Genomic DNA, 12354 nt, shown 5'->3' with positions numbered 1-12354 from the left:
GGATGGAACTCGGTGTGATCCTCGGCGACGTGCACACCACACTGTCGCCGCGCGAGCACCTCGACGGTCTGTTGAGGCAGGTCGAGGCCGCACAGCGCAACGGGGTGCGCTACATCGTGATGGGACACCACTACCTGTACGGCAATTTGCGTTGGCTGCAACCCATTCCGACGCTCGCCCGGATCGCGGCCGAACTGGATCCCGGGGTGCGGATCGGCACAATGGTGGTGCAGGTTCCGCTGTTCCACCCGGTCGCGCTCGCCGAGGAACTGGCGACCCTCGACATCCTCGCCCGGGGGCAACTCGTCGTCGGCGCCGGTGCCGGATACCGCCGCGAGGAGTTCACCGCGTTCGGTGTGGACTTCGATCGGCGGTTCGCGATGATGGACGAGGCGCTGCAGATCGTGCGCATGCTGTGGACACAGGACGAAGTGACCTTCCACGGCCGGTTCTGGACCCTCGACGGAGTTCGGACCCACATCCGGCCGTGGCAGGATCCCTATCCGCCGATCTGGATCGGTGCGCTGCGCGATTCGGGTGTGCGGCGCTCGGCGAGGCTCGGCGACGCATGGCCGGTGACGCCGGAAACCAGGACTTCGGACATGCGTCGCATGTTCGACGTGTATGCGCAGGCGCGGCGGAAGCACGGCCGGCCACTGGTGGCGAGGCATCCGTTGCGACGGGAGATCGTGCCGGGACGCACGACCGAGGCGGCATTCGCCCGGTTCGAATCGATGGCCCGGGACCGCCTGCTGGCGTACGCGCAGCGGGAACTGATGACCCGGGACGCCGACGCCCTGAGGGACCAGTTCAGAAAGGTCGCGGAGAAGGAAGCGATCGTCGGCACCCCCGGCGAATGCCTGGCGCAGTTGCGAGATCTCGCCGCGCAGGTGCCGGTGGATCCGGTGATCGTGCGCGCCCAGTGGCCCGACATGAGCTCGGACGAGGTGGTGGCCTACCTCGACGACCTGGGACGCGACATCGTTCCCGGCCTGAACGAGATCACCGCGATCGACGCGCATTCACTCGAGAGCCGGCCGGACGGCCGGTTTCCGACCCGACAGGAGCGGTGTGATGTCCCTCGATGATCCAATCGTCGAGCCGGCTTGTCCCGAAGTCGATTTCGACCACAACTCGCCCGAGCATGCCGTCGACCCGGTGGCGTCCTATCGGCGCCTGCGTGAACTCGGCTCGGTGGTCCGTTCGCCGAGACACGACGGTTTCTGGGTGTTCACGGACTACGAGACCGTGTTCGAGGCCGCGCGTGACGATCAGGTGTTCTCGTCGGCGCGGTGCCCGTACGGGGGCGATGGCCTGGCGACGGTGATTCCCAAAACTCCGGTCAACCATCATATTCCGGTGGAGCTCGACCCACCGGAGCACCGCAAGTACCGGAAACTGATCAATCCGTTGACGGCACCGGCCGCTGTCGAACGTCTGCGCCCCACGATCGAGAAGTACACGACGTGGTTCATCGACCGGGTGATCGAGGACGGTCGTTGCGACTTCGCGACGATCATCGGGGTGCCCGCGGTGGTGACGATCGACTGGCTCGGACTGCCGCCCGAGGACTGGGAACGATATGCACACGCGCATCACGCGGCGTTGTCCGAGCTTCCGGGCACCGCGGAGTTCGCGCACGCGATCGATGTCGAATTTCCCTGGATGGAAAGGCAGTTGAGATCGGCGATCGCGCAGCGTCGCGTCGAGCCGCGCGATGATGTGCTGACCCATCTGGTCGGTTCGCAGGTCGACGGTCGTCCGCTGACGGACGACGAGGTGTTCGGGATGGCGGAACTGCTGATCTCGGGTGGGGTGGGTACCACGGCGTCGCTCGTCGGTCAGACGTTGATGTACCTCGACGGCGACCGGGACCTCCGCCGTGCCCTGATCGATCACCCGGAGAAGCTTCCCCGCGCGGTCGAAGAGTTCCTCCGTGTCTTCTCTCCCACCCAGGCATTGGCGCGCACCGTCACCCGTGACGTCGAGTTCGGTGGCCGCCGTTTCCGCACCGGCGATCGGGTACTGCTGAGCTGGGCCTCGGCGAATCGGGACGCCGCCGCATTCGAGAATCCGGACACCGTCGATATCGAGCGATGGCCGAACAGGCACACGTCTTTCGGGATGGGGGTTCATCGTTGTGCCGGTTCGCATATCGCCCGTGCCCTGGCGGTCGAGATGCTCGGCCAGATTCTCGGCAGGATGCCGGACTACGAGATCGTGCACGACGGAGTCGTGCCGTTCGCCCATCAAGCGGTCAATCTTGGCTGGAAGAAGATGCCGGCCCGGTTCACTCCCGGGGCGCGGCGCGGTTCCGGGGGCGGGGTGCGTTCGGGGTCGCAGTGAGCTGTTGTACCCCAGTAGTTTTCGAATCCCGAATACGGAAGATCGCGTTGACGGACATCGGACGATGTGAGCATAATCATATTCATTGATTGAAGGGTGGTTGTTCATGGGATTCGACGGCAAGGTCGCCTTCGTCACCGGGGCGGCGCGCGGTCAGGGACGTAATCACGCTGTGCGACTGGCTCGTGAGGGAGCCGACATCATCGCGCTCGATCTGTGTGCCCCCGTGGGAGGTGCACCCTACGACATGGCCACTCCGGCGGACCTCGACGAGACCGTACGGCTCGTCGAAGCCGAAGGGGGGCGAATCCAGGCGAACGTCGCGGATGTTCGCGACCCGGCCGCGGTGACAAAGGTTCTCGCGCGCGGTGTCGAAACCTTCGGTCGCCTGGACGTCGTCGTGGCCAATGCCGGGATCGCCGGTAGTTATGCGGTCGAGGACCTCACCGACGAGGTGTGGCGCGACATGATCGACATCAACCTCACCGGCGTGTGGAACACGGTCAAGGCGTCGGTTCCGCACCTGCGTGCCGGTAGGGGCGGCGGCAGCATCATCCTCATCAGCTCGATCGCAGGCCTCAAGGGCCTACCCAACAATGCGCACTACGCCGCCGCCAAGCACGGTGTTCTCGGCATCATGCGCAGTCTCTCGAACGAGCTGGGACCGGACGGCATTCGGGTCAACGCGGTGCTGCCCACCAACGTCGATACGCGCATGCTGCTCAACGACGCCATCTACAAACTGTTCCTGCCCGACGCCGACAAACCCACCCGCGAAGACGTGGAGCCCCTCCTGCACGGCATGCACGCCCTCGACGTTCCCTTCGTGCACCCCGACGACGTGAGCAACGCCGTGCTCTTCCTCGCCGGCGAACAGTCCCGTTACGTCACCGGCATCGCCATGCCGATCGACGCCGGCGCGTTGGTGAAATCGTGAACGGCCACGGAGAACGGCCCGGACGGGCCGACGACGTCGTCGCGATCGCCGGACTCACAGCACGCTATGCGCTCGTCGTCGACGATCACGACATGGACGGTCTGGCCGACCTGTACGCGCCCGACGCAAAGCTCGTCGGACTGTCCGGCACCCTGCACGGCCGGGACGCCATCGTCGCGTATGTCCGCAGCACCCTCGAAACCTACGACGGGGCCAGCATCCACACCCCACATCCCGGCGTCGTCGACTTCACCGGCGAGAACACGGCCCGAGGTGTCGTCCCGAGTCACGTCGAGTACGCGCAAGGGGGAGTGCAGTATGTGCTGGCGTTGCGGTACCACGACCGCTACGTGCGCAGCGACGACGGCTGGCGCTTCGCCGAACGGCGACTCGAGGTCCGGTATGCAGTGCCGGTCCATCACTATGGCACGGTTCTCACGAACCTCACATCGAGCGAGGTATAGCCATGCAGGACAACGATAGTCCCGAAACCTACGACGTCGTCGTTCTCGGTAGCGGGGCAGCCGGGCTGTGTGCCGCGCTGTCCGCCGCGCGCAGCGGAGCCACCGTCGCGGTGTTCGAGAAGGGGGAACTGCTCGGCGGAACCACGTGCCTGTCCAGTGCAGTGGCATGGCTGCCGAACAATCGCTACGCCGCCGAAGTGGGCATCGAGGATTCCCGCGAACACGCACTCGCCTACCTCGAATCGCTGTCGAACGGCATGATTCTGCCGGAGCTGGCACAAGCGTTCGTCGACACCGTCCCCGAACTCCTCGACTGGCTCGACACCACGCCCCTGAAAATGCAGCTGGTTCCCGGGTATCCCGACTACCACCCCGAACGTCCCGGTGGTATGCCCGGCGGCGGACGGTCGCTCGAACCGGGCCTGTTCGGCTTCATCGATCTGGGGCGATGGAAAGGCAAGCTCGTCGGAGTGCCGAGACGGATGACGGTGGGCGAAACACCGATCGGGGGTGGCACCGGCCATCTGCCGGCCGAGGTGCTGGCCGAACGGGAACTCGCCGACGTGGAGGGCCTCGGCCGCGGGATGATCGGCGCGCTGCTCCAGGGCTGCCTGGACGACGGCGTCGCCGTGTACACCTCCGAGCGTGGCGTGCGCCTGCTTCGCGGGGAGCAGGGCCGGATCTCCGGGGTGACCTTCGAGGGGTCGGACGGCACCCGCGATGTTCACGCGCGACGCGGCGTCGTGCTCGCCACCGGCGGATTCGAATGGGATGAGAACCTGTGCCGCGACTTTCTTCGAGGACCTCTCCGGCACCCCGCCACGGTGCCGACGTCCACCGGTGACGGGCTCCGCATGGCGATGCGCGTGGGCGCGCAGCTCGGCAACATGCGGGAAGCGTGGTGGGCGCCCGTTGCGGTGCTGCCGGGGCAGCAGGCCAACGGGGCGCAGGCCGTGCAACTCGTGCACCGCGAACGCACCGCCCCGCATTCGATCATGGTCAATCGGCTCGGTCGCAGGTTCACCAACGAGGCGACCAACTACAACGCGCTCGGCGGTGCATTCCACCAGCTCGACGCACACGACTTCGACTACCTCAACCAGCCGTGCTGGCTGATCTTCGACGCGGACCACCTCGACAGATACGGCGCGTTCGGCGCGGCTCCGGGCACCGAGGCGCCGGAGTGGGTGATCCGCGCGGACACCCCGGCAGAGCTGGCCCGGTCGATCGACGTGCCGGTCGAGGCACTCGAGGCGACGCTCGCGCGGTGGAACGAGGACGTTGCCCGCGGCCGCGACACCGAGTTCCGCCGGGGCGAGAGCATCTACGACGGATTCGTCGGCGACAAGAGCGAGTACCCCGGTGTCGGATCGACGCTCGGTTCCGTCGCGCGGGCGCCGTTCTACGCCGTGCAGATCCACAGCAGCACACTCGGCACCAAGGGCGGTCCGCGCACCGACGCGGACGGCGCCGTTCTCGACGTCGACAACTGTGTGATCCCGGGCCTGTTCGCGGCCGGGAACGTGATGGCCGCCCCGACGGGCATGGTCTACGGCGGTGCGGGCGGGACACTCGGACCCGCGCTTGTGTTCGGGTATCGCGCGGGGCGTGCGGCGGCGCGCGGGGCGGATCATCCGCTCGGATCGTCGTCCGATTCGGTCGATGGCGTGATGGAGCAGGCCACGGCGTGACGATTCACCGGAGGGCCCGGCACGCGTCGGCAACGATTGCCGGCGCGGACCGGGTCTTGCGGCATACGCGCATGATCGGGGCCGGCGACAAGCCCGGGTGAACGTTGCGATGTACACGTCGATCGTGCCGAAGGCGCTGGTCCGCCTCTTTCGCGAACGGCGTCCCACCGGCCGAAGTCGTCACGATGCCACTGCGGCCGGACGACGAAACGGCGCGTTCGAGACCGGATCCACCGCGGGCGGCCGATCGGCCTTGCCACCACAGCCGTCGCCGTCGGCTTCCGCGCACTCACCCGGCCACCTGGATCGAATCGCCCAACTGACGCCTCTGACCTGCAACCCGCGCCCACTCGCTCCCCGGGACCTTGTTGTCCCCTACGCGGGACCTTCGGATCTTGTTCTACATGTAGCTAATAATGATGATAAGCATTAAAGTGCTGTTCATCACATAGGCTGGGAAGTGGGAAGGAGAGCACACATGGGGCGAGTAACCGGCAAGGTCGCGCTGGTCACCGGCGCTGCGCGAGGCCAGGGCCGCTCGAACGCCGTTCGTCTCGCGGAGGAAGGCGCCGATGTCGTCGTCCTCGATGCCTGCAAGGACATCGATACCGTCGCCTACCCGCTCGCCACCCCCGACGATCTGGCCGAGACCCACCGCCTGGTCGAGGCGGCGGGCCGCCGGTGTCTGTCGCGGGTCGTCGACGTCCGCGATCAGGCGGCGCTGGACCTGCTCGTCTCCGACGCGATCGACGAGTTCGGGCACATCGACATCGTCAACGCGAACGCCGGCATCGTCAGTTTCACCCCGACCTGGCACCTGAGCGACGAGGAATGGCAGAACGTCATCGACGTCAACCTCACCGGTGTCTTCCACACCGTGCGCGCGGTCGTGCCCCGGATGATCGAGCAGGGCACCGGCGGGGCGATCATCCTCACCAGCTCGGTCGCCGCGATCAGGGCGAGCCGCAACCTCGGGCACTACGCCGCCAGCAAGGGCGGCGTAGTGAGCCTCATGCGCACCCTTTCCAACGAGCTCGGCGAGCATGGCATCCGGGTGAACACGCTGAATCCCGGCACCGTGCGGACCGAGATGATCGAGAACGACGCGATGTACCGTATCTACCGGCCCGATCTCGAGTCGCCGACACAGGACGACATCCTCGACCACTGCCGTCGGCGCAACGAACTGGACGTCCCGTGGGTCGAACCTGTGGACATCAGCAATGCGCTGGTCTGGCTCGCCTCTGACGAGGCCCGCTATGTCACCGGTGTCGTACTGCCCATCGACGCCGGCCTCCTCGCAAAGTCCTAGAACAGTTTCGCTCGACGATTCACCTCGGAAGGAATGCACGATGGAAAGCCCCGCCCGCTGTCCCGTGATCCACTTCGATCACAACTCGCCGGAACACTCGGCGGATCCTGCCGGCTCGTATCGGAGAATCCGCGAATCGGTGAAGGTGGGATGGACCGAAGCCCACGGCGGATACTGGGTGTTGTCCGACTACGCCTCCGTCTTCGACGCGGCACGCGACGACGAAGTATTCTCTTCTCGCCGAACGGAATACGGCGGGGAGGGGCTCTCCGTCGTGATTCCCAAGACGCCTCACCACGATCACATTCCGATCGAGCTCGACCCGCCCGAGTTCCGTAAGTACCGCAAGATCGTCAATCCCGTCTCGGCGCCTGCTGCCGTGGAGAAGATGAAACCGATGGTCGATCGCCACGTCGCCGGATTCATCGACAGTGTCATCGAGGCCGGCAAGTGCGACCTCACGTCGGTGATCGGCGTGCCGTCCATCGTGACCATCGAATGGCTCGGCCTCGACGTTTCGGAATGGCGTCGCTATTCCGGGGCGCACTTCCAGGTGCTTGCCGGTATTCCCGGTACACCCGAGCACACCCAGGCCGTCGAGGTCGACTTCCCGTATCTTGCGGATCGGATCCGGCAGCGGATCACCGAGCGTCGCGCGGAACCCCGGGACGACATCATCAGCTATCTGGTGCAGCAGGAGGTCGACGGCGAGCCCCTGAACGACCACGATACGTTCGCGATCGTCGACCTCCTGATCTCGGGTGGCGTTGGCACCACGGCATCACTGGTGAGCAACTCGCTCGTCTGGCTTGCGCGTAATCCTGCTGTGCGGCAGCGCCTTATCGACAACCCGAGCCTGATGGACCACGCCGTCGAGGAGTTCCTGCGGTACTTCTCACCGACCCAGGCCCTGGCCCGTACCGTCGTGCAGGACATCGATTTTCACGGCTGCCCGATGAAGAAGGGGGATCGCGTTCTGCTGTCGTGGTCCTCGGCGAACCGGGACGCGGAGCTGTTCGAGAACCCTGACGAGGTCGATATCGATCGTTGGCCCAACCGCCACACCGCATTCGGTATCGGCGTGCACCGTTGCGCCGGTTCTCACCTCGGCCGTTACATGTCCCACGCGCTCATCAGCGAGGTGCTGCGCCGTATGCCCGATTACGAAGTGGACGTGGACGCTCTCGAGACCTACCCCCGCCAGGGGGTGAACTCGGGGTATCAGAGGATCCCGACGACGTTCACACCGGGCGAGCGGATCCTGACCGACTACACGCTCATGTGAGAACCGGGAGCGGTCCGAAGCGTGCGGGCCGCCCCAGCCGCAGGGAAGGGCGCCGTCCATCGGAACGGCGCCCTTCCCTGTGAGTACCCCTGATTGAACGGGAAATCAGTTCCGTGGAACGGTATTCAGGAACTGCACGGTCGCGTCGTCGAGGTAGACGTACTCCTGGTGGTGGTCGACCTGATCACGGGTGTCGGCGTAGAAGAACCGCCCTTCCTCGCCGAACCGCCGTCGACCTCGATGGTGACGCCTCGGGCACGGTAGTCCGCGAGCGCCCGTTCGTACTCGTCGAGCGTGTCGAACCTGCTGCCCATGTGATGGAACTGCATGATGTTCTTGTACGTGTGGAACCTCCCGCTCTCCGGGCGACAACGTCAGAAGAACCGCTTGACGATCTTCGCTGTCGGAGCGACGTCCATGTCCGAGCGGACGTAGAGTGCGTCCGTGACCTGCTTTATCGGTAGGGTATGCCACGGATCGAGGTCGGATTCCACGCCGAACGAGATGGAACCCCGGCCGGACCACGCCTGCTTCGGAGTTACGTAGCAGGTGTTGAGCACCAGATCCGCGAGCGACGGGTCACCGCCCTCGGGGTTCGGGATGACACGGAGACCCATCGGTTTCATTTCGTAGGGCTCGAGATCTACGGGCCGCTCCGGCTTCATCTGCACGGTGCAGATCCGGGTTCCCTTGGGGCGCTCCACGATACCCTGCATGACTTCGCTTTCCTGCTGCCACTCGATGTGACCGAGTTTCTTGGGATTGCCCCAGATCTCACGACCGGCGGCCAGCGCGGATTCCTGGTTGAGCAGGATGCGAACGGGATAGATGCAGGGCTCGCCTTGCCAGGTGCAGTCGAGGAACTGGTACGCCTCCTCGTATGCGCCGAACGTCGTGAACGGCATCTTTGCGATGACGATCCGGACGGTTGCGGGCAATGTGAGCTCGAAGCCTGCTGCTTCCGGCAGAATGTCGAGTGCGGCATTCTCGTCCGTCTCGTAGGAAACCGTGATCGTCTCCATATCCCGGTAGTAGACAGGCAGTTTCGGGTACCACGGTTCATCGACCGGCATCGTGTAGCCGAATCGGTCGGGGGTGAGTTGTCCCTGTCTAAATCGTGTCTTATGTGGAGAGTTTCTTGAAGCAGGTGAGTGCAGCGCCGAGTTGTAGGAATCCAGCGAAGTGTTCGGCATGACGTTCGTAGCGGATCGTGAGTCGGCGGTAGCCGCTGAGCCAGGCGATGGTGCGTTCGATCTTCCACCGGTGCCGGCCCAGCCGGTTGTTGCGCTCGATACCGCGGCGGGCGATGCGCGGGATGATGCCCCGCTGACGCAGCCATCGACGGTGGACGTTGTAGTCGTAGCCCCGGCAAGAAGAAGGTCGTCGCGGCGCGGTTCGTTCACAACGATCGGCTCATCGATGCGCTGAACTCGCAGGCGTTCTCGGCCCTGCACGCTTCTCCCGGCGCTCGTGCCTACTACGACAAACAACGCGCCCGAGGTCTCGACCACGGCCCTGCACTGCGGCAGCTCGCCAACCGGCTCGTCGGCATCCTGCACGGATGCATCAAGACCCGCACTCGCTACGACGAAACGACGGCCTGGTCGCATCACGTCGAGCAGGCTGCTGCTTGACACCCAAGCTCCTGGGATGTCTTTTGCCCGAACGCTTGCCGCATCCAGGATTGCCGCCGTCCAGTCGAGTTCACCTGCTCCGCTGAGTCGGTCGAGCACGTCCTGGTGCAGTTTCTCGAACACTCCGGCCGCCACCCACGTGGTGAACCTTCGGTGTGCAGTCGGGACCGTGACTCCGAACGAGGGACGAGTGTGGGAGTGAGTAACTCGCGTTCCCGGCGGTGGCGATGAGATTCCGGGTTTCGCGCTGATGCCGAACCAAAAAGGACGAGTTCGGCATCGGAAACGATCGCTTTTCCACGACAGGGCTGTACTCACCGATCTCTCACGGCCAAGTCAGTGGACGTATCCAGTTCCCGCAACTCAAGTCGCTCGAGGCGACGGGAGCTCGCGGCCCTCCCGCGAACTCCCGTCGAGTCTGTGGTGGGTCAGACCACTTGATCCAGATCGCGGCCCTGAGTCTCGGGGCCGACGGTCGCGATGACTGCGATGACGACACACATGCCTCCCACCAAGGTGTAAACACCTACCTCCCCAAATCCATCCATCAACGCGCCCGCAGCCAGCGGGCCAAGACCGGCGGCCAGCAGGCCGACCGTCGAACACGCACCGGTACCGAATGCGCGCAAACGGGTTGGATACAGCTCCGGGAGGTACGCCCACAGGTTGGCCAGCAAAACCTGGAAGGTGAAGGCCAGCAGGAACGAGAAGATCACGGCAGGTACCGCATTGGTTGAGAACGAGAAGCACACTGCGAACGCGGCGCACATTCCAGCACCAGATATGAACGTCAACCGCCGTGGCAGCTTGGACGCCGCAACGATGCCCACGAGGCCTCCAAGCAAACCGCCAAAGTTGATCAAGGTGGTGTACAACAGTGACGTTCCGACTTCGAACCCGCGCGCGACGAGCACCGTAGACATGAACACCGTAAGCACCACGATGGTGCCGAACATAGCTAGCGTCAACAGCCAACCGACGATAGTACTGCGCAGTACCGCACCCTGAAAGATGTCCGTCAACCGCACTTTCCCGAGGTCTTCGGTAGGACGCGTTCCTTCCGGAACATCAAGGAAACGTTCGACTTCGAAGTCCTTCCCCGGCCTCAGAGTGTTGCTCGCAAGGCTGGAAAGAACACGATTGGTCTCGTTGATCTTGCCGTGCTGAAGCAAGTACCGCGGGGTTTCGGGCACATATCGCCGAATAAACAGAATAAGCACCGCCGGCAGGACCATGATCGCGAAGAACCAGCGCCACGCGAGTTGTTCTCCCCCGAGAATGCCTGACATCGGTCCGAGCACCAGCGCTCCGAGACCGGACGCCGCGAACACTCCGATTCCGCCCGCCACGAAACTAAGCGACGCCGTCATCGTTCCGCGGCGCTTGGTCGGCATCATCTCCGACACGACCGTAAAACCGAGCGCGATTTCACCACCGAGGCCAAGACCGACCAGAATGCGGGCAGCAAGTAAGGTTTCGTAGCTGGGAGCAACCGCAGCGAGTAGTGCGCCGACGGCGAACACGGCGAGATTGACCATGAAGATGACGCGGCGTCCGTACCGGTCGCCCGCAATACCGGACAGCAGCGAACCCACCGCCATAGCGATGAACGTGGCAGTTGACAACAAACCCACCGCTGTCGAGGACAGCGCCCACTGCTCTGCGATGATCGGCCCCGCATATCCGACGTTGTACTGCTCGATCGCGTTGAACAAGCTCCCCAGCGCGACCAGTGCAAAGATCTTGTAATGAACAGGACGCATGGAGATGCCGTCCACAGCTGCTCCTAGGCGGCCGTAGAGATCGACACCTGCTTGCGTCGTCGTTTTTTCCAGTCGTTGTTCCGCCATCGTTCCTCCGAGGGGCTGCGCGCTCGTACGCGGCGCGGTGAATGCCATCACATCGATGCGAGGGGGAAGGATAGCCCCACTCTGTGGCCAGCACCATAGTTTTCTACCACAACGATTGTAATCATGCGTACCAATAGCTAGATTCAGGAGAACAGCTGTCCCGGGCCGCTGTCCCGCAGGGGGAGGCTGGACAGTTCGGCAACTGCGCCCTTGAGCTTTAGTACTGGAGCGACAGTTTGTGATGCCGTCGTTTGTAGTGACTGACGCGGGCTCCGGCTTGGCTGATGCGCCGCCAGTTCGACCAGTGCCACACGTGGACAAGAGTGTGCCGCACCGGACACGCGACACGATTGAACAGTCGTCGAATCTCGTTGACTGTCAGAGGAATCAGCTTGCCGAGACCGGCTGAAGATCCCCCTTTTGAGCGCCTCGGCGCAGGATCGTCAGGAACCGGCCGCAGCCATCGACAGGGTGATGTGTCGGTACCAGGCGGTGTAGCCGCGCACCTGGTAGTGGTCGAGGCCGGTCTCGTTCTTGGCGGTCTGGAAGCACTCCTCGACGGCCCAGCGGCTGCCGGCGACCCGGACCAGCTCGGCGAGCGGGGTGTCGGCGGGCCGGATGTCGACGCTCGCCCAATCGTAGAGCCGGGGGTCCGTGAGCGCCGTCGCCGCAGTTGATCCGCTGCCACTCGGTCGCCGGCAGGTCGGCGATCACGGCGTGGGCGCGGCGCTGACGCAACTCCATCGAGATCACCATCTGCGACTTCGGGACGGCGAGAACGTGTGCCACACCGCGGGATTCGAGCCACAGCCGAAGCTTGCCGACTTACTGATCG

10 protein-coding genes and 3 pseudogenes are annotated in these 12354 nt (G+C 64.5%); 7 read left to right on the top strand and 6 right to left on the bottom strand.

The genetic code is table 11. The features are described from left to right. Positions 1 to 2: 2 nt before the first annotated feature. The 7 genes from ACN675_RS00360 to ACN675_RS00330 all read left to right on the top strand — a co-directional run bounded on the left by ACN675_RS00360 (position 3) and on the right by ACN675_RS00330 (position 8035). Positions 3 to 1088, top strand: coding sequence for an LLM class flavin-dependent oxidoreductase (locus tag ACN675_RS00360; protein ID WP_420749006.1), 1086 nt, complete (start codon positions 3 to 5; stop codon positions 1086 to 1088). Continuing rightward, entirely contained in the window at positions 1075 to 2346 is a 1272-nt protein-coding gene (locus ACN675_RS00355; RefSeq protein WP_420749005.1) for a cytochrome P450, read from the top strand. Before ACN675_RS00360 ends, ACN675_RS00355 begins: the two co-directional genes overlap by 14 nt. Positions 2347 to 2452: 106 nt before the next feature. Beyond that, complete coding sequence (locus tag ACN675_RS00350) at positions 2453 to 3283, top strand: mycofactocin-coupled SDR family oxidoreductase (RefSeq protein ID WP_420749004.1); 831 nt, start codon at positions 2453 to 2455, stop codon at positions 3281 to 3283. Beyond that, entirely contained in the window at positions 3280 to 3747 is a 468-nt protein-coding gene (locus ACN675_RS00345; protein WP_420749003.1) for a nuclear transport factor 2 family protein, read from the top strand. Before ACN675_RS00350 ends, ACN675_RS00345 begins: the two co-directional genes overlap by 4 nt. 2 nt (positions 3748 to 3749) lie before the next feature. Then, entirely contained in the window at positions 3750 to 5438 is a 1689-nt protein-coding gene (locus ACN675_RS00340) for an FAD-dependent oxidoreductase (protein WP_420749002.1), read from the top strand. 478 nt (positions 5439 to 5916) lie between these two features. Beyond that, entirely contained in the window at positions 5917 to 6750 is an 834-nt protein-coding gene (locus ACN675_RS00335; RefSeq protein ID WP_420749001.1) for a mycofactocin-coupled SDR family oxidoreductase, read from the top strand. A 40-nt stretch (positions 6751 to 6790) separates the two neighbouring features. Further along, entirely contained in the window at positions 6791 to 8035 is a 1245-nt protein-coding gene (locus ACN675_RS00330; RefSeq protein WP_420749000.1) for a cytochrome P450, read from the top strand. A 125-nt stretch (positions 8036 to 8160) separates the two neighbouring features. Here ACN675_RS00330 and ACN675_RS00325 read toward each other — a convergent pair whose 3' ends face one another. The 6 genes and pseudogenes from ACN675_RS00325 to ACN675_RS00300 form a co-directional block, all read right to left on the bottom strand. Then, on the bottom strand, positions 8161 to 8364 hold the full coding sequence (locus tag ACN675_RS00325) for a hypothetical protein (protein ID WP_420748999.1): 204 nt from the start codon (positions 8362 to 8364) through the stop codon (positions 8161 to 8163). A 45-nt stretch (positions 8365 to 8409) separates the two neighbouring features. After that, positions 8410 to 9108 (bottom strand): acetoacetate decarboxylase family protein, encoded by a 699-nt coding sequence (locus tag ACN675_RS00320; RefSeq protein ID WP_420749125.1) that lies wholly within the window; start codon positions 9106 to 9108, stop codon positions 8410 to 8412. Between the two features lie 49 nt (positions 9109 to 9157). Next, positions 9158 to 9400 (bottom strand): annotated as a pseudogene (locus ACN675_RS00315) (transposase); the annotation flags it as partial. A gap of 283 nt (positions 9401 to 9683) precedes the next feature. Then, positions 9684 to 9864, bottom strand: a pseudogene (locus ACN675_RS00310) (IS5/IS1182 family transposase); the annotation flags it as partial. A gap of 233 nt (positions 9865 to 10097) precedes the next feature. Then, positions 10098 to 11567 carry an MFS transporter gene (locus ACN675_RS00305; RefSeq protein ID WP_420748998.1) on the bottom strand — a complete coding sequence of 490 codons (1470 nt, stop codon included), beginning with the start codon at positions 11565 to 11567 and terminating at the stop codon, positions 10098 to 10100. Positions 11568 to 11906: 339 nt separating this feature from the next. After that, positions 11907 to 12344 (bottom strand): annotated as a pseudogene (locus tag ACN675_RS00300) (transposase); the annotation flags it as partial. Between the last annotated feature and the right edge of the window lie 10 nt (positions 12345 to 12354).

It is taken from the genome of Rhodococcus sp. O3 (genome assembly GCF_048897285.1).
In the GTDB taxonomy this organism is placed as follows: Bacteria; Actinomycetota; Actinomycetes; order Mycobacteriales; family Mycobacteriaceae; genus Rhodococcus.
The sequence above is the reverse complement of the archived record's forward strand: the minus strand, read 5'-3'. Positions and strand labels throughout refer to the sequence as shown.